Consider the following 24,343-nt stretch of genomic DNA (forward strand, 5'->3'; position numbering starts at 1 on the left):
TTCCATGGGTTTATTTTAGCAGAAAGATTGTTTTGATACAACCTTAACAATGCCATTATCCCTTATTCACATATCCTGTCAGAAGAAGTCCCATCTGACCCCTGCTGCGCGTTCCCCTCTTCCTCCGGCTCCGCCTTGTCCGGTATGAACGGCAGACAGAATACCACAACCGTCCCCTTCCCCTCATTACTCATGATTTTCAGCCCATATCCTGGTCCGAAGGTCCTGCGTATCCTGTCATGGACATTCCTGATTCCAGTATCCAGCCCCTTATCACCGGTCTGTACATCCGTCCCATCCTGGTCCGGGCCGGCATTAAGGGCCGTAAGTGTTTCCTCTGTCATCCCCACGCCGTCATCCATGACAGTGACCTCCAGGATGCGGTCCTTGCGGCGGGCCTCAATACTCACGGTGCCGTCTCCCTTCTTGGGTAATAAACCGTGCCTGACCGCATTTTCCACAACAGGCTGCAGGCTCATCCTGATGATGGATGCGTCCATTACATCCTCATCCGCACTGACTTCCAGCTGAATCCTGTTTTCATACTGAATCCCCATGGTATAGAAATAATCCCGTATGTTCCCGATTTCCTTTTTCAGCGGAACCATGCTGCCGCCGCTGCTCAGGTATTCCACCTGCCGTGACAGGCTTTCCACTATTACGGCGTTTTCATTTTCCTCATGTTCCAGCAGCCCCACTGTCCTCCATATGTGTTTCACAGAGTAGGAATACAGGCAAAGCAGCACCAGGAAAGTACCGCTTAAAAACGCCACGATACACTGTACGGTGCTGTTAAGGCTGCTCATGACAGCGTCCCTCCCCACCTGGGCCGCCACAATCCAGCCACAGCCGTCCATCCGTTCATAAACCACATGCCGCCTTGCATCAGTCAGATATCCCCTTGTTTCCGTCATGGAAGACAGGTAAGGAACCATACGTTCCAGCGGCTTTCCTATCTCAGAACCATCCATGCTGTAAATGCAGATTCCATTTTTGTCAATGATGGAAAATGTTCCATTTTCCCCCACCCCCATATACCCAAGCGCCGAAGACAGCTTTCCAATGTCCACGTCCAGATAGAGGTTTCCCAAACTGATTCCAATGGTCTTAAAGGATGTCAGGTCCTGGTAACTTCTGCGGAAGGTTAAGACCTGGTTCCCGGAATCCGGGAAATAACTGTCCGCATGGGTGGGAAGCGCTGAAAAAGCCTCACCGCTGTACCCTTCCTGCGATATCCATTGCCGGAAAGCAGTTTCATCCAGCGCCTTCTGCATGTTCCTGGTGGCATAATATATCCTGCCTTCCCTATCCACAAATGAGGCGGTGCGAATCCTGCTATCCTCCTCCAGCATTTCCCCAAGGAACAAGGCCATCTGGATGCGTTTCTCCTGGTCTGCCATGGATTTATCCTTAAGCAGCTGGTAAAGGAGTCTGCCATCCTCTGTGTAAATGTCGTACATGTGCTTGGTGAGACTGCTGCTCCCGTCCACCATTTCCCGCGCACCACGGACCGCGCAGCCGACCGTCCGGCCCATGTCATCCAGTATGACCTGTTCCATATCTCCCTTAAACCTGTAAAACAGCATGACACCAGCAATCAGCAGCGGCACCAGCCCGCCAAAGATGAAGGCCAGGGTCAGGCGGTAAAAAATATTTCTCCTTGTCTGTATCATGGCGCCTCCCTCTCCCATATACGGGTCAGGTCATCCGCCAGATAGGACGTACTCTCCTCACCCCAAAGGGTATCCACCAGCCGTTGGGCAAAGCAGGCGGCAAATCCATCGGGGACCTCGGCATTTTCCATCATTATCCCAGTGCGTACCGGGTTAGTGGAATAGGCCGACTCCATGATTGCCTGGTTTTGCGTATGTAATCGGCTGACAGGGCGCACGGTCACCGGGTCCCCATCCATGGCGGCCAGTATATTTTCATAGAATCCTTCTGAATAATAAAATTTCAGGAAACGTTCCGCCGCCTCCATCTTCTCCTTATCCCGGGCCGTGGCCGTGGATATTCCCCATTCCACATTGCGGTCCTGTACCGCATAGGTAATCCCGTCTTTGCCGGGCAGGAAGAAAAATCCCAGATGTATCTGCGGATTCAGGTCCTCTATCCGTGACAGCATCCAGGGACCTGCGTACACCATGGCGGCCTTCCCCGATGACAGTTCCTGGACTGTCCTGCTGTCGGAAGCATTGCGGTATTCCGGGTTTATATAATCCTGTGCCCCAAGATTCCGGTAATCGGCAAGCATCTGCCGGGTGCGTTTGGCAGTCCACTGCACTTCTCCGTCCTCTGTAACCATATAATTCCTGAACAGGTAATCTGCCCAGTATTCCATATGCCGCACATCGGCCGCCCCCAGGGCCAGGGGGTTGCGGCCTGCATCCTTTACCTGTTGGCAGATTTGGAGGAAATCCTCATATGTGTCAGGTTCAGACAGCCCCAGTCCAACAAATATATCTTTATTGTAAATGATTCCCAGCGTCGTGGCATACCGGGGTACACCATAACACACCCCTTCATATATTCCCGGATTTTCCACCAGGGCAGAAACTCCCTCCGGAACCGGCGCCAGAAGCCCTGCGGCAGCCAGGGTGGAGGTTTCCTGTATTTCCACAATATCAAAGAATTCCTTTTGGGCCGCCAGTATTTTCAGGGACTCAAGGTGGGAGCGGTATTTATTTTCCGGCATACTGTAAAGCTCCACCTCTATATCCTCATTTTCCCTCCTGAACGCCTCTGCCGTGTCCTCAACCACTCTTTTCCATTTAAGGTCGCTGGCGGAGTATACCAGGCGGAGTTTGACCGGATTGGAAATCCCATCTGAGCTGACAGCCAGTCCGGTATACGGTTTATGGACCGCACCGCCTTCACCGGATAGCGTCATCCGGGCGGAGCAGGCGGACAGCGTGATTACCGGAAGCATGATGGCTGATAGAATGGAGACGGACGTGAGGAGGAAACGGACGGCACCAGATTGAATGGCGTTGAAACACCCGGAGGTAAATTGTATGGCATCGGAGCATGGTTCGGAAAGCCGTAGTCCTCCGGCACCCTGAGTTTTGGCACTGGGGTTCCTCCAGCGTGCTGCATTTCCCATCCGTCCTCTGCCTTTGTGCCCTGCTTCTCCCGCTGGGTTTCCTGTATTTACTTGGGTTCTGCTATTACTTCCCTTTAAAATCCTCATTAATCCGGCGTACATTCTTATACCCCACAGCCTTAGCCGCCTCATTTGCCTTATCATCCGTGTTACCAAGCAGCTTTACGGCTCCCTTCATCCTTATATCGGTCAGATAGTTCCTGGGATTCTCCCCTGTATTCTTCCTATAAAAGCTGTTGAAATACCGTCTTCCGTGTGATTGGCTCCAGCTCAGATCCGTTCCAGCGGCTTCAGTATTCAATCTTTTACCCCCATAGACTACCGCTTTCTTGGCATAGGAGAGTTCCTGATGCCTGTCAGTGAAAATCATCTTGTAACCGGTCCCTGATGGTTATCCTTTGCAGTATAGGGATTCCCGTTTTCATTGTTCTTATGTGAAATTAATGGCAGCCGTCAGCAGGCAATATCTGATGTTATCCGCACTTCATACCTCCCTCAACCTGAGTTTATTGTCAATGAATTCATATTGAATCAATTTCACGGATGACCAGATACATGATATGGCAGGCCGGCAGCCTTTTGTATAGTATCTTACACATTCCCGGTCTTTTTTCCGTCTGACGGAATCTGAAAAACCTGACGCCACTACATATGCCTCAATCATGGAATAGTCACCGTACGCATATTCTCCCTGAATCCAATCCACATATTTCATTATCTGTCCAATGACATCATCCGTTGCCTCGTCCTTTTTTATCTCCACTACAAGATACCTGGATTTCGTCCTGTAGCCCGGAATATACCTGTACCCGAATATGTCCATTTTATCCATATAATCAATCGCCTTAAACGGTGAGGCAACCACCTGATGGGAAATATAATCCCACTTTCCAATTGGTGTGCTGTTATCTTCTGACAGCAATTCACACAGTGCGGCTTCAATCGCCATCTCATGATTAATCTTATTTCCTTTTGCACATGAAAGAAGTATGTTATCCGCTGTCAGCCTGTACTGTTCTGTATTTTTATCCCTGATCTGATTATGTAATGTATCAGAATATGGATATGCATTTTCATTACGAAGCAGGTTTTCTTCATTTCTTTTTAAAATAATATCCATCAATGCCTGATTCTCATCATCATCCACTTTAATAAATGAAACCTTCCACATTGCCCGCAGCATGCGGAACCTGTCCGGATTGCTGTTTAAAGCATCATCCATATCCACTCCGTTTAAAAAGAACAGAGGCGCTGGCTCAAACACACACAAACAGCGGTTATTGGCAGTTCCTTCGTCCAATAGCGGTTCCAGTTCCCCATAATTTTTCTTTGAATAATCAACCGGCCGGTCCGCACCAACGTAATTTAAAAACCTGCACTCTGAATTAATTTCAATCAGTTTCCCAATACCGTATATTTTCCTCTTAATAAAAAAATAAATGCTGTCACCGGGTTTCATGCTAAGATAATCAGCAAATGTCCCTTCGTGATGCGTCATCCAATTTCCCTTTGGTGTACTGAGATTGGTGCTGTATGTTCCTGTCTTTACGCAATATGTAAGAGAGTCAACATCACTAAGTGTCATTATATATCCAGCCATAAAGCCACCTCCTTTACCTATCCCTGTCTCCCTTTGCCCAGATGTGTTTCCCGATTCCTTCCCGCCCCATGCACACCTCACTTTGCATTATATTGAAATGTATAAAACGGGACATGCAGGGAACGGAAAGCAACCGTCAATCGTCCCCTGCACACATACCTGTGTCAGAACCGTAAATACATTCAGGCGGATATGGATTATCTTTCTGTACCGTCCGTTCCGGTCTTGGCAAAGTAATCCATCCTTAACACATATCTTAAAATGAAATGCAATCCAAAATCTTACCATATGCAATGGGGTGCTTTTTTATCTACTTTACCGCAAAAACACTGGAAAGAAAAGGATAATCTTATATCATCCTTAAATTCATGGGAATAGGACGAATTCCATCCTGTCTTCATGAATCATCCAACGCTGGCTTTATGGGTTACCCAACATTATCTTCACGAATTATCCTGCGCTGTTTTTGGTGTATAAACCGTTTCCTTCCCATCCATCCTGATTAAAACCGACTTTCCCGGAATCTCCTGATTTCCGTATATAAAAGGTCCATCATTAAAATTAGCCGCTGCCTGTATCTTATCCCCATACTCCGTCATCTGCACGGAACCGTCTTCCTTCAGATATTGAAAACCGGTCATTTCCCGTGTGACAGCATTCCGGCTGAATTCGGACCATACCGCATTATGTCTTACTATATCGTCCTTATATTTCTCCCACTGGACGGTGTCCAGATGATAAAGGGGCGGAACATTATAAAGGACTTCCCGCAGCATGCGTGTTCCGGTCTGGTCTTTGATTTTGAAGGTTGACCAGTCCCAATGATAGCTGGTAATCACGGAGTCATTATAGACCAGTTTAAATAGAGGCACATCAAACCTGGGGTCTGTGAACAGTGTCTGATATCTGCTTTTTACGGGAATCCGTCTGGAGAAATGCTCCGCCACCCCACCGTCCGGATTATAGTATTTCCCTATAAAATATTCACTGTCCCTGTTTTCCTTCATATCGTCATCCATCCACGAAAAGCTCTGCATCTCAATCCCATGTGCAAATGCAATGGTAGAAGCCGCAAAATCATGGCCGCCCTCAGAGCCGATGACCATACCATAGGTATCACGGATATATGCCATCCGTTCCAGCCGTGCCTCCAGGTCCTGTTGCTGCGTGGTGATATGGTCCGGTGTATAATCATCATAAATCTCCCCGGTAGCATCACAGTCAATAAACCAGGAATTAAACGGAAGTCCATTTCCCATGATATCCAGCATCCGTTCCACGACAGCAGGAAGTGACAGGACCGGATTCAGCTTGCGCCCCACACCCTTAAATCCCTTTATCTTCTCTCCGTTCCTATCCTCCACCGCTGCCCGGTCATACAGGGATGTATCCTCAAATGCGGCCGTTATCCACTGCTCACTGCCAGGTTCATGTATGGAGTGATAGGAATCATAGCTGCCAATCAGGTAGCCCTGGTTTACCGCCTCCTCCACAAGTTCCGGTTTCGCATATGCCTGTTCCCAGCTGTTAAGCCCAATCCACGCCTGGCTGATGCCGGAATCCTTCATCTGCCGTATCAGTCCCACCGTATCCTGGTCCATCCAACCGGAAGGTTTGCCGAATACATCCGGAAGGTTTGCGGACAGGATATATTTGTTAACCTGGATTTGATTGGATTCGTTCAGGTTTTCATATCCCGGGGCCAGAAGCGATGCCAATTCAGGGGAGGATGTGGTAAATGCATGCCGGAGGGCGGACGGTGCATCGGAGGGTACAGTGGACGGGGCATCAGACAGGGCGGTGGACGGTGTGTAGGACGATTCATAAGGCAGTGAAGACAGCTGCCAATAGAATTCCGGCAGTTTCAATACTCCGCTGAGATAACTGCATACCAGATGTTTCTGGTAGTCCGCAACATAATCCTGGGATTGGATTTCATCCAGGGCCGCTTTGATTTCATTTCCATTCTCCACCTGGGATGAAAATGATATAAGGTAATTCATGAACGGCGACCCTATTGCGGTACGGAAGGCCGGCCAGTTCACGTCCTCGGGGGAAATGAGCCGCTCGCCCCAAAGATATATGAATGGTGCGCCGTAAAGCTTCCTTATCATCGGATTAGATTCTGCCTTTTGTTCCAATGTGACAAACCGGTCCGTTTCCTTCACATACTTACGGTAGAGCTTCGCCGCAGAGACAGGGTCATTATCCGTAAGATAGATGCGGAACCGCTTTGTCCTGTCCGTATCAATAGCCGGAAACCCATTATTCAGTGAAAAGGTCAAATCCGGATTTTGTCTGAAACCTATTTTCGTGTGGAATGGGTCTTCCATGATGAACAGGACCGCGTAATCTCCAGCGGATGATATCCAAAAAGGCATGGAAAACTGTTCAAGGACGGCAAATTCCTTGGCAGGAGGATTGGATTGTCCTGCCATATTGGACTGGTCTGCCGGATTGGACTGGCCTATCTGCCCCGCCAGATAATCCTTCCAGACCGAATCATCTGCCGGTACCCGCTTTCCCTCACCAAATGGGAAATAATAGCTGTCCGCAGATATTTCCGGCCATGTAAAGGCGTTGTCACGGTCTGTCTCCGAGGTAATCGTAACACTGAGGTAATCGTCTTCAGGGGTAACGGAGACAGCAATCCCATCTTCCTGATACCGCCATGAGACCTCCTCGTCCCTTTTCCGGTAATCTTCCACCACCCTCTCCTGAAGCGGTAAAGCTGCCCGCACTGAACCATCCGCTGTAAACAGTTCAATCGCAAATGTTTCCGAATCCACCTCATACTCAAATGCCATGCCCATGGCTTCCCCAAAATCAGAAGCTTCTTCCTGTTCCCGAAGGACGGCGGGCACCTTCGCCGCATCCGCCCCCTTACTGTCTGCAATGGGATTATGAATCCCGCACCCGGTCAGGCATACCGCAAAAAGCATGCATGCCCCCCGGAATAAAAAACCTGGTTTTGTCATGTCAATCTCCTTATCATTTTTATACTTCAGACCCAGTATAATAAGGGGATGTTACATTCATTTGACAAAATCAGGTTTTAAAAAATAACCGTAAATTTTATTCTCCCGTCTTCTGCGGCACAATTTATCCCATAACCGCATTGTTCTGCAATCTTTTTAACAATAGGCAGTCCCAATCCGGTACCGGACAGATTTTGATTGCGGGAGGACTCCCCGACATAGAATGGTTCCCATATTCTGTCTAAATCCAGATTCCCTGCCTGCATCTGGTTGGATATGGTAAAATGACAGCCAGCGTCATTTCCATACAGACATATTTCAATACCAGGCCCGGACTCTGCCGCATATTTAATTGCATTGGACAGTAGGTTAGAGAAAATAGTTGAAACAAGTTCTGCATTTCCCCTGATATGCTGATTTGGTTCTATTGATGCGGAAAGCTCCAGCTTTATCTGAACAGCAGATATCCTCTGTTCCTTAACCTGTTCCTGTAACAGGCGGTCAAGGGCAATGGTCTCTTCCGGATATTCCTTCTGCCCAATCCGTGACAACCCCAATAACTGTTCTGTGAGCCGGGCCATTTTTGCATTCTGGCGGATAATGGTGTCTAAAAATGTCCCGTCATCCAGCCCATCCTGTATCCCTGACGCATAGGTGCCAATCAGCGAGATGGGCGTCTTCAGGTCATGGGCCACATTGTCCAGCAGCGCCTCCATCTGCCGGTTCTTCCCAAGCAGCATGTCCTGATATTCTTTAATACTTTGGCTCATCCGGTTCATACTGCCGGCCACTGTCTCCAGTTCATCATTGGTACGGATTACCAGCCTGCTGCCATAATCCTGCCCGGTAATCCTGCGTGAAAACTCCTCCATCTCCTTTAATGGGTTGGTGATGTGCCTCACCAGGATATACATGAGGACTACTGCAACCACGGATGAAATGGACAGAAGGATAATCAGGAACTGATTCAAGATGCCAACGGTTTCCTCGGTATTGGGAACCACCGCGGCAATGGCGAACATGCCTTTATCTGTAAATATATACTCAGCCAAAATCCCATACTTCAATTTTTCCTGCTGATAAAGGCGCAGCTTCATGCCGTGTTCCACCGCATCCTGGTAATCCTGTTCCCAAAGCCAGAACTTCTGGAAGCCTAATCCCTTTTGCCGGAACTGTTCGCGCAGTTCATTGCTGAGGGCTTCACTGTCCGATGTGTTGCCTGAATATACAATCAGGACCTTTTCCTGTTCTTCCAGGATCCTGACAGCAGTTTCCGGCGTTGTACCGCTTTCCAAAAGGGTAATCAGCTGACTTCCAATGTCCTGGATATAATGTTTTTGACTGCGCAGGTAGTATTTCCCTACAATCTTTGAGTTCACTGCAAGGGAAAGGATTAGGGTGAATGCCATAATCAACGCCGTTCCATAGATGAACTTTTTCCATAATTTATTCATAGGTCTGGTTTTCTGTTTGTGTCTGGCCGGATAAGTGGCCATATACTGGTTCGTGTGGTTGTCTGTAAGTTCCGTTATCTAAGTCAGCAACCACCCGTTCAACTGGTGGTTTGCCATTAGCCCCAAAAGGGCTATCTTACTGCTCTCCCCAAAGGGCGTGTCGCAAGCACCGTTACTGGTCCGCTATAAAGCCGTACCTCTCGAATCTTCTTTTCGTGACTCTTCTGCCTGCGCTTTTGTATACTTCGATACTGCTTCATCGGTAATATCACCAACTATTTCCATTTAATTCCCTCGTGCCCAAAATACTTTTTCCACTTACTTTGCAATTCGGGGTGTCTGTCATATAACATGAGTGTACTTTTTCCTTTCAGATTTCCCATAAAATTCGAAATACTTATCTTCGGCGCGATTGCTACGCTTAAATGTACATGATTTATACACACTGCTCCTGCTATGATTTCCACTTACCCGCATTGTTCCACCGCTTCACACCTTTCATTACTTACAAGGCATTTCCAACGAGTATGTGATAAGCTTCCATTGTCCATTTGAACCTCCTCCTGTGCTTGAGTTTGGCTTGCGACACCATTCTCATTTTAGCATAGGAGGATTTTTATTGATATGCTCACCGTTCTACCTGGAATCTGGCATTACTGCTTTTGAATTAACCGCTTCCAGTATAATCCGTAACTACTGTGCAAATGCGTCATGAAAGAATGTTTCCAATTTATCAAATGGGATGATGTCCATCCGATCGTATAAATCTGTATGGGAAGCGCCGGGGATAATCATCAGCTCCTTATTATCTCCCTGTAACAGCTTATATGCTTCCTGGCTATACATGAGAGAATGTGCTTCTTCCCCGTGTACAAGCAGAACAGCACTGCGGATTTCCGGAGCATATTCAAACAGCCGCATATTCATCAGAGAACCGCTGGCAGTTGCCGCCCAGCCATTATTTGCATTGACGGAACGGGGATGATAACCGCGCCCGGTCTTGTAATATGCAACATAATCTTTCACATATTGAGGCGCTTCTTCCGGAGCCTCTTCGGGAAGTCCTCCTCCCATTGTGTAAAAACCGTTTTTATAGTCCTCTGTTCTTTGATGATTGTAAGCTGCACGGGCCTCGTATCTTCCTTCTTCATCCACAGAATCAAAATATCCCAGCGCCGTATTTCTGCTCATATCATACATCGTCATTGCTGCCGTTGCTTTTATTCTTGTATCAAGTGCTGCAGTCTGCACTGCCATGCCACCCCAGCCGCAGATACCGATAATTCCAATTTTTTCAGAATCAACATTTTCCTGTGTGGAAAGAAAATCAACAGCCGCCTGGTAATCTTCAACATTAATATCCGGAGAATTGAAATCCCTTGGATATCCAGCACTCTCTCCTGTAAAAGAAGGGTCAAATGAGATAGCCAGAAATCCTCTTTTTGCCAGTTCCTGTGCATAAAGCCCGGAACTCTGCTCCTTCACTGCGCCAAAAGGACCACAGACCGCAATGGCCGGAAGCTTTCCCGTATATTCTTTCGGTTCGTAAAGATCCGCAGCCAGAGTAATACCGAAATGATTAACAAATGTTACCTTTCTATGGTTTACTTCATCACTGAGCGGAAAAACCTTATCCCATTCATCCGTGAGTTCGATTGGCTCCATTTTTATGCTAACATCCTTCATGTTCCCATAATTCATTGTCATCGCATCTCCTTCCTTTTCTGCCTGTGCAGATGTTTCTGTTTGTGCCGTTGTTTCTGCCTGTACCGCCGCTTCCGTCTGTGCTGATTCCGTCTGTGTCCCAGGCTTCGCACCGCATGCCGCCATGGATGCCATCATGGCTACACAGCCTGTAACTGCTAAGGTTCTCCTCAATAATTTTTTCATTTCTTCCTCCAACTGTTTTTTAGTTTTTATTGAATCATCGGCATTCGCCAAAATTCCGTTTACATACCCTCCATCCACTGACGCAACGATGTCTCAGACTCGCGGCCATTCAACAGCTTTCCGTTTTTAATGACAGCGCCAGGGCAACTGTGTGACAGCTCCGATGCTGTTCTCCCCAGTCCACTTCCGCCTGATGTGGCGAAAAGGATGATCGTCTTGCCAGCAAAATCGTAACTCTCCAGAAAGGTCTGAATGATGGTTGGCGCAGTATACCACCAGATAGGAAAACCCAAAAGAATCGTATCATACTCCGAAATAGGGGCCGCGTGATCAGCCAACTCCGGACGGTGGGATTTATCACTCATTTCCACCGAACTGCGGGATTTCTTATCGTTCCAGTTTAAGTCTGCCGAAGTGTAGGGAACGGCAGGTTTGATTTCGTACAAATCCGCCATTTCAGCTTTGGCGAGATTAGCCGCCGCTTTGGCAGTAACGCCGCTGGCAGAGAAATAGGCTACTAAAATCTTACTCATTAAAAATCCTCCCTTATTCCATTTTCTTTTCCCAATAACGAATTACATTCAATCCAGTCTGATTAAGCCATGTCTGAATCTCACTGGTATTTCCAATCCGCCTTCCCTGAAGTACTGTGGAATCAGGACACAAGCCACGTATTGTCTGCATACTTGTACCAATCCCGCTTCCACCACTGGTGCAAAACGGTACAATTGTCTTACCTGTAAAATCATAAGACTCCAGAAATGTATCGATCACCATAGGCGCATCTCCATGCCAGATGGGATATCCCACAAATATCGTATCATAAGTTTCCATCTGCTCTATCCGGGTAATCAGCGCCGGTCTTGCATTAGAATGAAGTTCCCGTTCTGCACGGTCAAGGGTTGTTTCGTAAGAACCGCTATATGGGGCTTCTGCCTCTAATTCCACAAGCCTCCCACCCGTCAACTGTTGGATCTGTTGTGCCGCCTGCTCTGTTGTTCCTGTCCTTGTGAAATAGACAATTAACACATTTTCTCCTTTTGCAGTAGTTTCTGAACTGGCAGGCGTATTTTGCACAGCCCTGGTTTCCACACCGCTTGCCGAAATCCAGGCACCATTCTCATTAACACGGTATCCATCCGGAGTCATGGTATTGGAAAGCATCCATCCATTACCGTCAAAATAATAACATTCCGCAATTCCGTCCTGATTTCCATCCAGCCACTGCCAGCCATTCTGTACATAAGTACCATCTTCATTGTCGTACCACCATCGGTTTTGATTTGCTCCCTCTCCAGTTTTCCAAGCACCTGCAAACGCAGTCACAGACATTGTCATGCTTATGAGAAGCGTAAGCAATAGCAGCCATCCTCTTTTCATTATTTTCTTTCTCCTCTCAAATAGGAATAGGCCGGCATCTCAGACAATATCGGTTTAAATCTCGTATAGTCAATCTTACCGTCCTCATTTAACAGCTTTTCTTCCCTGTCCAAGCTCCGTTTCAGCAATTTCTCCCCAGCTCGTATGCCATCTTTGGGTAGCCGGTACTGTTTGTCATGGAAGGACTTCCACAGCCTTTTCCCAATACCATTCCGGCGTCCTGGAAATTGAGATACTTGACAAGTGTGCGGTAGTGGGCCTCCAATGCATCAAATGTCCAGTCATCCGCATTCCACGCAACCGTAAGCAAAGCAGATTTCATGTTCTTCCTGTTAATACTGCTGTTGTAAGCACAGAATCGGTCTACCACCGTTTTTAACTGCGCCGACATTCCGAAGTAATATAAAGGCGTGGCCAAAACAATCATATCGGCACTCAGGATTGCCTCCTTAATCTGCCCGTTATCATCCTTCTGAACGCATGGGCCGTTGTACCCACAAGCGACACAGCCTGTGCAGGCCTTTACCTTCTTATCCCTTAGATCAATCCTCTCAACAACGTGTCCGGCCTCCGTTGCGCCCTTTGTAAAGCGCTCTGTCAAAATACTGGTAGAACCGCTTTTATTGGGACTTCCCTGTAAAACTACAATCTTCATGTTCCCTTTACCTCCTTCCATTGTTCATTTCACCTTATTATCTTCAAGCCATGTACTCACATCCGATGACAGGGACGAGCCGCCTGAATAGCTAACCGCCAGTCCCTCGCCAATCACTGCGTCCGGTGTCAGCTTTGCAATCACAGTCAGACTCTGCCCAAATCTGCCGCCGCCATGGCTGCAAAATGGGATGATTGTCTTCCCTTTAAAGTCATATTCTTCCAGGAACGAAGCGACCGGCATTGGAATGGATGCCCACCAGTTGGGATATCCAAGCAGAATGGTATCATACTGCTCCATGTTTTCCACCTGATCCGCCAGCTTTGGCCGTGCCTGAGCATTTTGATCCCTCTGCGCTTCTTCCAGCACTGTATTGTAATCCCTGGAATAGGATTCCACACAGGTAATTTCAAAGAGATCCGCTCCTGTCTGTACCGCAATTTCTTTTGCAATCCCTCTGGTATTTCCTCCCCAGCTAAAATAAGCGATTAAAACCCTTCCAGCATTCGTCTCTTTTTGCATTGACCGGCCGCTTACAAGAACACCTCCCTCCGGCACCGCTCCTCTCACAAGACGAACGCCCACATTATAAGCGCCGCGTCCTCCCTGGGCGGTTGCACGATAAGCGGAACGCACATTCTTTGCAAAGTCATTCCAGCCTCCTCCTCTGCTGATATGGAGGTTTCCTGTATCTGCTCCTGCAGGATTTGTCTGCTGGCTGCTGCCATACGCTCCATATAAATCCCAGACCCATTCCCCAACATTGCCATGCATATTATAGAGCCCATAGCTATTTGGTTCAAAGCTGTCCACCGGAACGGTTTCATACCTGGACGTTCCGGGGCGTGTTTCTAAGTTGCTCTGGTTAAAATAGTTATCCTCAATCATATATGGGTAGTTCCCCCAATAGTTGCATTCCTCTGAACTGATGGAGTCCTCTGTATGAAAGGGTGTTGTTGTCCCCGCGCGGCAGGCATACTCCCACTCTGCTTCTGTTGGGAGGCGGTAACCGTCAGCACTACGGTTCCAGAAAATCTCATTTCCATCTATCTGATATGCCGGGATCAATCCCGCCTGTTCGCTCATCAGGTTGCAGTAAGTAATGGCATCCACCCATGAAATGCTATCTACCGGCAGTTTAGAACCTTCAAAACTGCTGGGATTATTTCCAGTCAGCGCTTCATAGTCCTCCTGTGCCACTTCAGTCGGTCATTTTTTGCGGACAGTTCATACATGCTATCCTTTTCTGTTCTCTGCTCCTGCGTTTGCTCTCGTTTGATTTCTCCCTCCGTATCTTCTTGGCACAAGCAGGACAATACCTTGATGCACCAGAGCCCGGGACATATTCAACGCCGCACACCGTACAATTTTTAGCGGGCATTGCTGCCCACCGTTTTGTAGGTATGATATGTAATTCATCGACAAAGCCGATGAATTTATAGTAAATCTTGATTTCCTGCTTCACTGTTCCGTCTGCCATCTTCTCACGCTCCGAAACAAGTATCTTGTCTATGAGTGCGTTTATAACTGTTGCATCCAGTTCTTTTAAGCCTTGATAATTTCGGATAAGGGCGAGGAAGTCACGGATTCCCCGTGATTTCTCGTAGCTTTCATTAAGAGTTTCCGTCACCTCTTTCAGCCTTGCTTCAATTTCAAGCTGCTCTTTCTGGTATTTCCCCGACATCATCTCAAAATTCCGCTCGGTAATACGCTCCATGACCTTATCCTCGTAGAGAGAGGAAAACAGCCTGTCCAGTTCCGCAAGGCGTTTGTTCAGCTTCTTACGTTCTTTCTCTAATGCTTTCGCCCTGCTCTGGTCTGTTTCCGTGAGCCGCTTTTCTATGGCCCTGACCGCCTTTTCATCATTCACTGCCATATCCGCAAAACAGTTGATGTCGGCAAGAACGGCATTGAATAAATCCCTTGCTTCTATATTGTGGGCACTACACTCGCTTCTTCCGTTTCTTGCATAATTATTACATGAATACTGTACACAGTCGATAATCTCTGGGCGTTTCCTCCTGTGTACGTTCATTGCCCGCAGAGCACATCCGCAGTCCACACACTTGATAACGCCTGCAAAAATATTTACAAATCCTCCCTTGTTCTGTGGAAGCCTACGACTTGTAATAAGCTGTTGGACAATATCAAATTCCTCCTGCGTGACTATTCCCTCATGGGTATTGGGTATCACTTCCCATTCTTCGGGCAGCTTAGAGGGGCGTTTCTTGCTTTTCATATTGGCGGCAATCCGTTTGTAGCCTACAAGATTTCCCGCATATATCGGGCTTCTTAAAATGCTCCTCACGCTGTTCCCACTCCAAATATAGCGTTTGTCCTCGTTCCCCTCAAAATGACGTTCAAAGCCTGTTTCGCCACGCTCCGCCGCATAAGCGGCAGGGCGTAGGATATGCTGTTTATTAAGATGTCTGCAAATTTTGGCAACTCCATTCCCTTTTAATGCAAGGTCGAATATCTCTTTTACAACATGTGCCACTTTATCATCTATCAGCAGATGGTTGTGGTCGGCAGGGTCTTTGATATAGCCATAAGGGGCGGTAGTTCCCATGAATTTCCCCTGTTGAAACCTCGCCCGATATGCCGATTTTATCTTAACAGATATGTCAGCGGCATACATTTCGTTTAAAATGTTGCGGAAAGGCGTGATGTCCATAGCAGATTTATTCAAGGTATCTACGCCGTCATTGACCGCTATATACCTCACGTTATGCTCTGGGAAGAAAACTTCCAGATATAACCCACAATCAAGATAGTTTCTCCCCAGACGGGATAAATCTTTCGTAATCACGCAGTTTATCAGACCGCTTTCAATGTCTTTTATCATATTCTGGAAACTTGGTCTTTGGAAAGCTGACGTTAGATAACGATACTTTTGAAAACACTGGAAAATCAAGGTTTTTCGAGCGACGGACAAGCAGGGTATTGTACTAAAAACTGAATACGACGCAGAAGCGGCGTTTCTTACTCTCTACATGGGAGAACAGGAACGCCGCTTTTTTCATGCCCTTTGTTACGCAGTAGGGGCAGAAAAAGCCTTGCTACAAGCGGTTTTCCGGGCGCGTATCTGGCGCGGAAAGGGATTTATACCTTATCCCCCGAAACCGCGCTTCTACTGCGTAACAAATCCAAAGCAAAGGAGCTATGAACTATGGCAGTTTTCAGAGTGGAACGAAACAAGGGCTATACCGTAATGAGCAACCACCACCTACGCAACAAGGAGCTTTCCCTAAAGGCAAAGGGGCTGTTGTCGCAAATGCTGTCACTCCCCGAAGATTGGGACTACACCTTGAAAGGCTTATCCCTTATCAACCGGGAGAAGATAGACGCTATCCGCGAAGCCATTAAGGAACTTGAACGCGCCGGGTATATCGTCCGTTCAAGGGAGCGCGACGAGAAAGGACGCTTGCGGGGCGCGGACTATGTGATATTCGAGCAGCCGCAGCCGCCTACGCCGGATTTACCTACATTGGAAAATCCAACATTGGATAATCCAATGCAGGAAAAACCAACATTGGAAAAACCTACGTTGGAAAATCCAACGCAATTAAATAAAGATATACAAAGAACTGACTTACCAAAAAAAGAAAAATCAAATACAGATTTATCAAGTACCCATTCCATTCCTATCCTTTCCCCTAACCCCTCTCCTTGCAGAGAAGCGGCTGCGCCGCCGGAACGGAAAGGAACGGAAGCGGCAGCACAGAGCGCAGTTGATATATACCGGGAAATCATCAAGGACAATATCGACTACCACATTCTCAAACAGGACATGAAGTTTGACAGTGACAGGCTGGACGAGATTGTAGACCTCATGCTTGAAACCGTATGCACCGCCAGAAAGCGGGTACGGATTGCGGGGGACGACTACCCGGCAGAGCTTGTGAAGTCAAAGTTTATGAAACTAGACGGCGAGCATATCCGCTTTGTGCTTGACTGTATGCGGGAGAACACAACCAAAATCCGCAACATCAAGCAATATCTGAAAGCCGCCCTTTTCAACGCCCCGTCCACAATCGGCAACTACTACACTTCCCTTGTCGCCCATGACATGGCAAGCGGCGCACTGTCACCGAAAAAGCCGCAGTACGGCGACCCGGACTATTATTCATGCAATGAGGGCGAAAGCCTGTAACCACCCACAACCACAAAAGGAGGATTTTATTATGGCACAGAAAATGACAGGAGCATTGGTATTTGACGAGCGCACCGACCGTTACGACATCCGCTTTGACTTAAACAGCTACTACGGGGGCTTGCATTGCGGCGAGTGCTTTGACGTATTCGTGCGGGGCAAGTGGAAGCCGACCCGGATTGAGTACGGCGACAACTGGTATCTTGTGGGTATCAGAGCCGAGGACTTGAACGGGCTGCGGGTGCGTATCTGACCGCCGCCCCATAAAGAAACGCGAAAGGAGGACGCGACAAATTGCAGGACGAAGTAAACGAAAAGACCATAGCCCTTTACATCAAGACCGGGAAGCTGACCGCGCAGACGCTCCAAAAGGCAATGAAAGCCATACTGTCAAAGGGCAAAAAGCAGCTTGCAAAACCGCCACAGGGCAAGCAGAGCTTAAAGCAGCTTATGAAGCAGAACGCGGGCGTTTCCAACATTGAGATTACCGAGGGCAATATCAAAGCCTTTGAGAGTACGGCGAAAAAGTACGGTATCGACTTTGCGCTGAAAAAGGACGCGACGGAAAGCCCGCCCCGCTATCTGGTTTTCTTCAAGGGGCGGGACGCGGACGTACTGACCGCAGCCTTTAAGGAATTTTCCGCAAAAAAGCTGACACAGGAGAAAAAGCCCTCAATCCGAAAGCTGCTCTCTACCCTCAAAGAAGCTGCACAGGGCAGAAACGCGGAACGGGCAAAGGTCAAGAACAAGGACAGGGAGGTATCGCTATGAAGCCGGAAATCAAGAAGCTGCTTATCCTAAATCTCCCGTATCTGCTCTTTGTCTGGCTCTTTGATAAAGTGGGCGCGGCTGTCCGGCTCTCCCCCGGCGCGGACGCAAGCGCAAAGCTGCTACATCTTGGGGACGGTTTTACCGCCGCCTTTTCCAGTATCGCGCCGAGCTTCCACCCGGCAGACTTAGCTTTAGGCATTGCGGGGGCGGTCATTGTCCGGCTGATTATCTACACCAAAGGCAAGAACGCGAAGAAATACCGCCGCGGGACAGAATACGGTTCGGCGCGTTGGGGCGGGGCTGACGACATAAAGCCGTACACCGACCCGGTATTTGAGAACAATATCCCCTTAACGCAGACGGAACGGCTCACCATGAACAGCCGCCCGAAGCAGCCGAAATACGCAAGAAACAAAAATATCCTTGTAATCGGCGGTTCCGGCAGCGGCAAGACCCGGTTCTTTGTGAAACCGTCGCTCATGCAATGTACGTCAAAGGATTTTCCAACGTCGTATATCGTCACTGACCCGAAAGGAACACTGATTTTGGAAACCGGGAAAATGTTACAGCGGTACAAATACCGTATCAAAGTGCTAAATACGATTAACTTCAAAAAATCCATGAAATACAATCCCTTTGCCTATCTGCGGAGCGAAAAGGACATTTTGAAGTTAGTCAATACCATTATCGCCAACACCAAAGGCGACGGGGAAAAATCCGGCGAGGATTTCTGGGTGAAAGCGGAAAAGCTCTACTACACCGCGCTAATCGGCTACATCTGGTATGAAGCCCCGGAGGACGAGAAGAACTTCACGACGCTGCTTGAGATGATAAATGCGTCGGAAGCCCGCGAGGACGACGAGGATTTCCAGAACCCGGTTGACCTCATGTTTGAACGTCTGGAAGAAAAAGACCCGGAACATTTTGCAGTCAAGCAGTACAAAAAATACAAACTTGCGGCGGGCAAGACCGCAAAAAGCATACTTATCTCATGCGGCGCGAGGTTAGCCCCATTCGACATTAAGGAGCTGCGGGAGCTTATGGAAACCGACGAAATGGAGCTTGACACCATAGGCGACAGAAAGACCGCCCTTTTCGTCATCATCAGCGACACCGACGACACTTTTAACTTTGTCGTTTCAATCCTTTACACACAGCTATTCAACTTGCTTTGTGACAAGGCAGATGATGAATACGGCGGGCGGCTTCCCGTCCATGTTAGGTGCTTACTTGATGAATTTGCGAATATCGGGCAGATACCAAAGTTTGAAAAGCTCATTGCAACGATACGGAGCCGGGAAATATCCGCGTCAATCATCTTGCAGAGCCAGTCACAGCTAAAAGCCATTTACAAAGACAACGCCGATACCATAGTCGGCAACTGCGACACCACGCTTTTCTTGGGCGGCAAGGAGAAAACCACCCTTAAAGAAATATCGGAAATTTTAGGAAAAGAAACGATAGACAGCTTTAACACGTCCGAAACAAGGGGGCGGGAGCTTTCGCATGGGCTGAACTATCAGAAATTGGGAAAGCAGCTTATGACGGAAGATGAAATTGCAGTCATGGACGGAGGGAAATGTATCTTGCAGCTACGCGGGGTGCGCCCGTTCTTTTCGGACAAATTCGACATAACGAAGCACCCGAAATACAAGTACCTGTCCGACGCAGACCCGAAGAACGCCTTTGACATGGAAAAGCACCTTAAACGCCGCCCCGCCATTGTCAAGCCCGACGAGGTTTTTGACTATTACGAGCTTGACGCGGCAGACTTACAGGAGGACGCAGACCATGAGGAAACGTAGCGCAGAGGAAAAACAAAAGCAGCTTGAACGGTTTTTAATGAATGTTGCGGAAGCCGCCGACGCTGCATTATGGGAGTATTGGCGGGAAAAGGAAGCGGAACACCGCCGTTTTGCAACGGAGTATGTCACGCGCCGGGGGCTTATCCCGCAACAGTGACAGCATGGCAGACCGCCGGGGGACAGGGGAAGCTACACTTCCCCTACGCTGCCTTGCGGCAGCTACCCCTTTGTGAACTTGCGGGAAGCGAACACCTTGCTACGCAAGCTATTCACTTCCCGCAAGTCTGAAAAAAACGTCCGGCAGCACAGCGGAACACAGAAAGGAGCGATTGAAGCAATCACATCTATCCATACCGGCTACATGATACGCGCCCCCACTTTCCGGCGCAGTACACAGCGGCAGGAGCCGCACCCCTTACAACTGAATACCGCCGCGCCGCAGAACTTACGCAGCGCGGGGACAGCCGCCTTTACCAGAGGGCGGTTTTTTTGTGCGGCGGCGACCATACGCTGACCGCCTTTTGTCCGCTTGCCGGACAGCCGCAGACGCGGCAGAAAGGATATATTTATGGCATTTTTCAATAGCGCAGTAGACGTTTTGCAGACCCTTGTTGTAGCACTTGGAGCCGGGCTTGGTATCTGGGGCGTAATCAATCTGATGGAGGGCTACGGCAATGACAATCCGGGCGCAAATGCTCATGTGCGGTAAAGTAATAAAAAGATTTAGGTAGCCGCCTTAACTATTCCTAAATAAGATAATATGCACAGTATTTTCTCGTAAATAGAAAATAAATTATTGCATTTTACCAATTATTATGTTAAAATGACAATGTAACAAAGAGCTATGTATTTTTAAGGAAAGGGAGGAACTTATGAATTTAAGAAAATCTATTTTAGCACTTTCAGTAGTAGCTGGAATTGTAGCTGCTCCAATGACTGTATTTGCCGCTCATACTCATAGTTGGGGTTCTCCCTAGTACTATGGATATGAAGATGAAATGCCTGGTATATATGATGACTGGGATAAATGTGCGACACGTCATGTATATAATTACAAACAATGTTTAATTTGTGGAGAAGTAAGCATTTATGAAGTTGAGACGATTGAAATGTCTCACAAATGGGTGAATGGTGCATGTGTATATTGCAACAAAGGTTACGCGAAAGAGATAAATTAACATAGTATCATTACCGGCAAGTTTATAATCAAAAAATAGAAAGCATTGAGAATATTTCAAAATTTCTTGAAAGTACTCTCAGTGCTTTCTTTGATAATATGAAAGGAGAAATAAATGCAAAAAAAACAACTTTCTGTATTAGTACTAATTATTTTATGCTTTTTATTAGGATGTAACAGAGAAACACCAAAAGATGAATCTCAACAAAATTATGAAGATGAATCTAATATTTCTAAAACAAATGGAGAAGAACTTGTAAATATAAACAGTGAATTGTTAGGTTCGACTCCTTTTGATATCCAAATCGATAAAACAGCATTGCAGACTAGAAAAGAAACAGAAACAGAAGTTACAATAAAGACAAATTTAACAGACTGGGGTTATACTGTTTCTTCTGAAAAAGGGAAAATATCTGATATAAATAAAAATTCATTCATATATATAGCACCTAAAGATGAGAGGGATGATACTATAAAAATACAATTATCGGACTATGAAAATGGCATATCATATGAATATACAATTCCACTTATTTTTGCGGGAAACAATGAACATTCTTTAGATAAATTCAAGGAAAATCTTTCAAGATTACCTAATAGTTAGTAAAGAGTCGATAGACTAAAGTACCACCATCCTCTTTTATTTCAACTGAATATCCATCCCGCCGCACCGCAGCGGCACATGAAGCAGTAAATCCGAAAAAGATTTGCTGCTTTTTTTGCGTCCATTTTTGGCAAATTTCCAAAAGTTCCGTATTAGACAGTGAAACCAAAAAAGGCTGCCATTTTTTTCAGACAGCGGGCAAAACGCAGCTTCCGAAACGCCTTATTGTCGGGAAAGACCGAGCCGCCGGAAAAGTTCTTGCCGGAAAGTCCGTCCATTCTGCTCTTTTGTGGTTTGTAGGGAGTAAGGGAAAAACGCCAGCCCGCAGCCTTTTATAAAAAAAGCTGGTTATAGATTTTCTGAAAAAGTGGCAGTAGCAAGTGAACGGCAGGCCGGCAGTTTCTTAGAGCAAGATTCTACCGCAGTACCAAAATTCGCTTATCGCTCATTTTGCCCCTGCGGGAATCTTGTTGGGGAGTGCCTTCCCCAAACCCTGCTTATGCGGCTTACGCCGCTGGAAAATCCCTCAAAATAATTTTTCGGATTTTTCAAAAACAGTTCCGCTTTACACCCTGTTTTTCTCCTATTAGTGAGAGGACACCACGCACAGCCGAAGGAGGTTTTACCATGCGAAAACGATATAACACGCCGCACCGCAGCCGGGTAGTCAAGACACGCATGACCGAGGAAGAATACGCCGAGTTTGCGGAAAGGCTTTCTGCTTACAACATGAGCCAAGCCGAGTTTATCCGGCAAGCCATAACCGGGGCAGCCATACGCCCCATCATAACCGTTTCCCCCGTCAATGACGAGTTGCTTGCCGCTGTCGGGAAGCTGACCGCCGAATACGGCAGGATCGGCGGCAACTTAAACCAGATAGCCCGGACGCTGAACGAGTGGCACAGCCCCTACCCGCAGCTTGCCGGGGAGGTACGGGCGGCGGTTTCCGACCTTGCTGCCCTAAAGTTTGAAGTCTTGCAGAAAGTGGGTGACGCTGTTGGCAACATTCAAACATATCAGCTCTAAAAATGCGGACTATGGCGCAGCGGAAGCCTATCTCACATTTGAGCATGACGAGTTTACCATGAAGCCCACCCTTGATGAAAACGGGCGGCTGATACCGAGGGAGGATTACCGCATTTCTTCCCTCAACTGTGGGGGCGAGGATTTCGCTGTTGCCTGTATGCGGGCTAATCTCCGCTATGAGAAAAACCAAAAACGGGAAGATGTGAAAAGCCACCACTATATCATCAGCTTTGACCCACGGGACGGGACAGACAACGGCTTGACCGTAGACCGGGCGCAGGAGCTGGGCGAGCAGTTCTGTAAAGAGCATTTCTCCGGACACCAAGCCCTAATCTGCACCCACCCGGACGGGCATAACCACAGCGGGAATATCCATGTGCATATCGTCATCAACTCCCTGCGGATTTACGAAGTCCCGCTTCTGCCCTACATGGACAGACCAGCCGACACAAGGGAGGGCTGCAAGCACCGCTGTACCAATGCCGCTATGGAATATTTCAAGAGTGAAGTCATGGAGATGTGCCACCGGGAGGGGCTTTACCAAATCGACCTCTTGAACGGCAGCAAGGAACGGATAACCGAACGGGAATACTGGGCGGCAAAGAAAGGGCAGCTTGCCCTTGATAAAGAGAACGCCGCCAGAGAAGCCGCCGGACAGCCGACCAAGCCCACCAAGTTTGAAACGGACAAGGCGAAGCTGCGCCGGACGATACGGCAGGCACTTTCCCAAGCTGCCAGCTTTGACGAGTTTTCTTCCCTTTTGCTGCGGGAGGGTGTGACCGTCAAGGAGAGCCGGGGGCGGCTTTCCTACCTCACGCCGGACAGGACGAAGCCTATCACAGCCCGGAAGCTGGGGGACGATTTTGACAAGGCTGCTGTCCTTGCCCTGCTTACGCAGAACGCCAACAGAGCCGCCGAACAGACCAAAGCCATACCCGAATACCCTGCCGCAGCTAAAAAGCCGTCACAAGGGGAAAAAACCGCAAAAACCACCCCGGCAGACAACACCTTGCAGCGCATGGTTGACCGGGAAGCCAAACGAGCCGAGGGCAAAGGCGTGGGCTATGACCGTTGGGCGGCAAAGCACAACCTAAAGCAGATGGCGGCTACCGTTACCGCCTATCAGCAGTACGGCTTTTCTTCCCCGGAGGAACTGGACGAAGCCTGTTCTGCCGCCTATGCCGCCATGCAGGAAAGCCTTGCAGAGCTGAAGCAGGTGGAAAAGACGCTGAACGGGAAAAAGGAGCTGCAACGACAGGTGCTTGCCTATTCCAAGACCCGCCCTGTCCGGGACGGGCTGAAACAGCAGAAAAACGCCAAAGCAAAAGCAGCCTACCGTCAGAAGTACGAAAGCGACTTTATCATAGCAGACGCAGCCGCCCGCTATTTCAGGGAGAACGGCATTTCCAAGCTGCCGAGCTATAAAGCCATGCAAGCAGAGATTGAAACCCTTATCCAAGAGAAAAACAGCGGCTACAACGATTACCGGGCAAAACGGGAGGAATACCGCCGCTTACAGACTGTCAAGGGCAATATCGACCAGATTTTACACCGGGAGCGCAAGCCTGTGAAAAGGCAGGAACAGGAACGATAAAAACCGCCCCAAAATGTACCCGAACCTATACAGAACAAGGGGGCTGCCCCGTACCCTATCCGCAAATACCAAAGGATTTTTTGACGGGCTTATAGGGCAGAAAAACCCCGAAAATGATACCGAGATGATACAGAATTACCGCCGATACCGTCA

The 24,343-nt window shown here is 48.0% G+C and carries 23 protein-coding genes and 1 pseudogene; 9 read left to right on the top strand and 15 right to left on the bottom strand.

Annotated elements, in window-relative coordinates; translation table 11 throughout:
* Positions 1–62 precede the first annotated feature (62 nt).
* From LK536_RS47225 to LK536_RS47285, 13 genes are all read right to left on the bottom strand, one after another.
* The gene (locus LK536_RS47225) at positions 63–1,673 is read right to left on the bottom strand and encodes a cache domain-containing sensor histidine kinase (protein ID WP_227796329.1); all 1,611 of its coding nucleotides are present in this window, start codon (positions 1,671–1,673) and stop codon (positions 63–65) included.
* Positions 1,670–3,103, bottom strand: a complete 1,434-nt coding sequence (locus LK536_RS47230) for an ABC transporter substrate-binding protein (protein WP_227796330.1) — start codon at positions 3,101–3,103, stop codon at positions 1,670–1,672. Before LK536_RS47230 ends, LK536_RS47225 begins: the two co-directional genes overlap by 4 nt.
* A 64-nt stretch (positions 3,104–3,167) precedes the next feature.
* On the bottom strand, positions 3,168–3,404 hold the full coding sequence (locus LK536_RS47235) for a helix-turn-helix domain-containing protein (protein WP_165443040.1): 237 nt from the start codon (positions 3,402–3,404) through the stop codon (positions 3,168–3,170).
* 183 nt (positions 3,405–3,587) lie between these two features.
* Positions 3,588–4,703 (bottom strand): PDDEXK family nuclease, encoded by a 1,116-nt coding sequence (locus tag LK536_RS47240; RefSeq protein WP_227796331.1) that lies wholly within the window; start codon positions 4,701–4,703, stop codon positions 3,588–3,590.
* Between the two features lie 443 nt (positions 4,704–5,146).
* Positions 5,147–7,681 carry a glycoside hydrolase gene (locus LK536_RS47245; RefSeq protein ID WP_227796332.1) on the bottom strand — a complete coding sequence of 845 codons (2,535 nt, stop codon included), beginning with the start codon at positions 7,679–7,681 and terminating at the stop codon, positions 5,147–5,149.
* Positions 7,682–7,758: 77 nt separating this feature from the next.
* Positions 7,759–9,135 (bottom strand): sensor histidine kinase, encoded by a 1,377-nt coding sequence (locus tag LK536_RS47250; RefSeq protein ID WP_227796333.1) that lies wholly within the window; start codon positions 9,133–9,135, stop codon positions 7,759–7,761.
* Positions 9,136–9,410: 275 nt separating this feature from the next.
* Positions 9,411–9,602 carry a transposase gene (locus tag LK536_RS47255; protein WP_227796334.1) on the bottom strand — a complete coding sequence of 64 codons (192 nt, stop codon included), beginning with the start codon at positions 9,600–9,602 and terminating at the stop codon, positions 9,411–9,413.
* 226 nt (positions 9,603–9,828) lie between these two features.
* On the bottom strand, positions 9,829–10,800 hold the full coding sequence (locus LK536_RS47260; protein ID WP_334295285.1) for an alpha/beta hydrolase: 972 nt from the start codon (positions 10,798–10,800) through the stop codon (positions 9,829–9,831).
* Positions 10,801–11,084: 284 nt separating this feature from the next.
* The gene (locus LK536_RS47265) at positions 11,085–11,558 is read right to left on the bottom strand and encodes a flavodoxin (protein ID WP_227796335.1); all 474 of its coding nucleotides are present in this window, start codon (positions 11,556–11,558) and stop codon (positions 11,085–11,087) included.
* Positions 11,559–11,571: 13 nt separating this feature from the next.
* The gene (locus LK536_RS47270) at positions 11,572–12,405 is read right to left on the bottom strand and encodes a flavodoxin (protein ID WP_227796336.1); all 834 of its coding nucleotides are present in this window, start codon (positions 12,403–12,405) and stop codon (positions 11,572–11,574) included.
* Between the two features lie 121 nt (positions 12,406–12,526).
* Positions 12,527–13,060, bottom strand: a complete 534-nt coding sequence (locus tag LK536_RS47275) for a flavodoxin family protein (protein WP_227796337.1) — start codon at positions 13,058–13,060, stop codon at positions 12,527–12,529.
* Positions 13,061–13,084: 24 nt separating this feature from the next.
* Positions 13,085–14,260, bottom strand: coding sequence for a flavodoxin (locus LK536_RS47280; RefSeq protein WP_227796338.1), 1,176 nt, complete (start codon positions 14,258–14,260; stop codon positions 13,085–13,087).
* 1 nt (position 14,261) lies between these two features.
* Positions 14,262–15,995, bottom strand: coding sequence for a recombinase family protein (locus LK536_RS47285; RefSeq protein ID WP_439739613.1), 1,734 nt, complete (start codon positions 15,993–15,995; stop codon positions 14,262–14,264).
* A 234-nt stretch (positions 15,996–16,229) separates the two neighbouring features.
* Between LK536_RS47285 and LK536_RS47290 the strand changes: the two genes are divergently transcribed.
* The 5 genes from LK536_RS47290 to LK536_RS47310 are packed head-to-tail and all read left to right on the top strand — an operon-like array spanning position 16,230 to position 19,946.
* A complete protein-coding gene (locus LK536_RS47290) occupies positions 16,230–17,213 on the top strand; it encodes a DUF6017 domain-containing protein (RefSeq protein WP_007037034.1) in 984 nt (327 codons plus the stop codon).
* Between the two features lie 31 nt (positions 17,214–17,244).
* Positions 17,245–17,466, top strand: coding sequence for a DUF5348 domain-containing protein (locus tag LK536_RS47295; protein WP_002569164.1), 222 nt, complete (start codon positions 17,245–17,247; stop codon positions 17,464–17,466).
* Between the two features lie 41 nt (positions 17,467–17,507).
* The gene (locus LK536_RS47300) at positions 17,508–17,984 is read left to right on the top strand and encodes a PcfB family protein (RefSeq protein ID WP_007037035.1); all 477 of its coding nucleotides are present in this window, start codon (positions 17,508–17,510) and stop codon (positions 17,982–17,984) included.
* A complete protein-coding gene (locus tag LK536_RS47305; protein WP_007037036.1) occupies positions 17,981–19,789 on the top strand; it encodes a VirD4-like conjugal transfer protein, CD1115 family in 1,809 nt (602 codons plus the stop codon). Before LK536_RS47300 ends, LK536_RS47305 begins: the two co-directional genes overlap by 4 nt.
* Positions 19,776–19,946 carry a hypothetical protein gene (locus tag LK536_RS47310; protein WP_002569167.1) on the top strand — a complete coding sequence of 57 codons (171 nt, stop codon included), beginning with the start codon at positions 19,776–19,778 and terminating at the stop codon, positions 19,944–19,946. The genes LK536_RS47305 and LK536_RS47310 overlap by 14 nt, the downstream gene beginning before the upstream one ends.
* A gap of 200 nt (positions 19,947–20,146) precedes the next feature.
* Here the strand turns inward: LK536_RS47310 and LK536_RS47315 are convergent, their stop codons facing one another.
* Positions 20,147–20,296, bottom strand: a complete 150-nt coding sequence (locus LK536_RS47315) for a hypothetical protein (RefSeq protein ID WP_004607952.1) — start codon at positions 20,294–20,296, stop codon at positions 20,147–20,149.
* 61 nt (positions 20,297–20,357) lie between these two features.
* Here LK536_RS47315 and LK536_RS47320 point away from each other — a divergent pair.
* Both LK536_RS47320 and LK536_RS47325 read left to right on the top strand, forming a co-directional pair.
* Positions 20,358–20,486: pseudogene (locus tag LK536_RS47320) on the top strand (Maff2 family mobile element protein); the annotation flags it as partial.
* A 595-nt stretch (positions 20,487–21,081) separates the two neighbouring features.
* Positions 21,082–21,570 carry a hypothetical protein gene (locus LK536_RS47325; RefSeq protein ID WP_002569239.1) on the top strand — a complete coding sequence of 163 codons (489 nt, stop codon included), beginning with the start codon at positions 21,082–21,084 and terminating at the stop codon, positions 21,568–21,570.
* A 152-nt stretch (positions 21,571–21,722) separates the two neighbouring features.
* Here the strand turns inward: LK536_RS47325 and LK536_RS47330 are convergent, their stop codons facing one another.
* A complete protein-coding gene (locus tag LK536_RS47330; RefSeq protein ID WP_007037420.1) occupies positions 21,723–21,848 on the bottom strand; it encodes a hypothetical protein in 126 nt (41 codons plus the stop codon).
* 349 nt (positions 21,849–22,197) lie between these two features.
* Here LK536_RS47330 and LK536_RS47335 point away from each other — a divergent pair, with 349 nt between their 5' ends.
* A complete protein-coding gene (locus LK536_RS47335) occupies positions 22,198–22,596 on the top strand; it encodes a plasmid mobilization protein (protein WP_002569238.1) in 399 nt (132 codons plus the stop codon).
* A complete protein-coding gene (locus LK536_RS47340) occupies positions 22,568–24,190 on the top strand; it encodes a relaxase/mobilization nuclease domain-containing protein (protein WP_227796339.1) in 1,623 nt (540 codons plus the stop codon). Before LK536_RS47335 ends, LK536_RS47340 begins: the two co-directional genes overlap by 29 nt.
* The last annotated feature ends 153 nt before the right edge of the window (positions 24,191–24,343 follow it).

The organism is Clostridium pacaense (assembly GCF_020709765.2).
Lineage (GTDB): Bacteria > Bacillota > Clostridia > Lachnospirales > Lachnospiraceae > Enterocloster > Enterocloster hominis.

What these genes read in the sequence shown, in the direction of transcription:
- LK536_RS47230 (WP_227796330.1), bottom strand. Translation starts at nt 3,103, where the DNA reads ATGGGAAATGCAGCACGCTGGAGGAACCCCAGTGCCAAAACTCAGGGT.
- LK536_RS47265 (WP_227796335.1), bottom strand. Translation starts at nt 11,558, where the DNA reads ATGAGTAAGATTTTAGTAGCCTATTTCTCTGCCAGCGGCGTTACTGCC.
- LK536_RS47295 (WP_002569164.1), top strand. Translation starts at nt 17,245, where the DNA reads ATGGCACAGAAAATGACAGGAGCATTGGTATTTGACGAGCGCACCGAC.
- LK536_RS47250 (WP_227796333.1), bottom strand. Translation starts at nt 9,135, where the DNA reads ATGAATAAATTATGGAAAAAGTTCATCTATGGAACGGCGTTGATTATG.
- LK536_RS47225 (WP_227796329.1), bottom strand. Translation starts at nt 1,673, where the DNA reads ATGATACAGACAAGGAGAAATATTTTTTACCGCCTGACCCTGGCCTTC.
- LK536_RS47330 (WP_007037420.1), bottom strand. Translation starts at nt 21,848, where the DNA reads ATGGACGGACTTTCCGGCAAGAACTTTTCCGGCGGCTCGGTCTTTCCC.
- LK536_RS47290 (WP_007037034.1), top strand. Translation starts at nt 16,230, where the DNA reads ATGGCAGTTTTCAGAGTGGAACGAAACAAGGGCTATACCGTAATGAGC.
- LK536_RS47270 (WP_227796336.1), bottom strand. Translation starts at nt 12,405, where the DNA reads ATGAAAAGAGGATGGCTGCTATTGCTTACGCTTCTCATAAGCATGACA.
- LK536_RS47240 (WP_227796331.1), bottom strand. Translation starts at nt 4,703, where the DNA reads ATGGCTGGATATATAATGACACTTAGTGATGTTGACTCTCTTACATAT.
- LK536_RS47305 (WP_007037036.1), top strand. Translation starts at nt 17,981, where the DNA reads ATGAAGCCGGAAATCAAGAAGCTGCTTATCCTAAATCTCCCGTATCTG.
- LK536_RS47275 (WP_227796337.1), bottom strand. Translation starts at nt 13,060, where the DNA reads ATGAAGATTGTAGTTTTACAGGGAAGTCCCAATAAAAGCGGTTCTACC.
- LK536_RS47315 (WP_004607952.1), bottom strand. Translation starts at nt 20,296, where the DNA reads ATGGTCGCCGCCGCACAAAAAAACCGCCCTCTGGTAAAGGCGGCTGTC.
- LK536_RS47310 (WP_002569167.1), top strand. Translation starts at nt 19,776, where the DNA reads ATGAGGAAACGTAGCGCAGAGGAAAAACAAAAGCAGCTTGAACGGTTT.
- LK536_RS47260 (WP_334295285.1), bottom strand. Translation starts at nt 10,800, where the DNA reads ATGGAGCCAATCGAACTCACGGATGAATGGGATAAGGTTTTTCCGCTC.
- LK536_RS47245 (WP_227796332.1), bottom strand. Translation starts at nt 7,681, where the DNA reads ATGACAAAACCAGGTTTTTTATTCCGGGGGGCATGCATGCTTTTTGCG.
- LK536_RS47335 (WP_002569238.1), top strand. Translation starts at nt 22,198, where the DNA reads ATGCGAAAACGATATAACACGCCGCACCGCAGCCGGGTAGTCAAGACA.
- LK536_RS47325 (WP_002569239.1), top strand. Translation starts at nt 21,082, where the DNA reads ATGCAAAAAAAACAACTTTCTGTATTAGTACTAATTATTTTATGCTTT.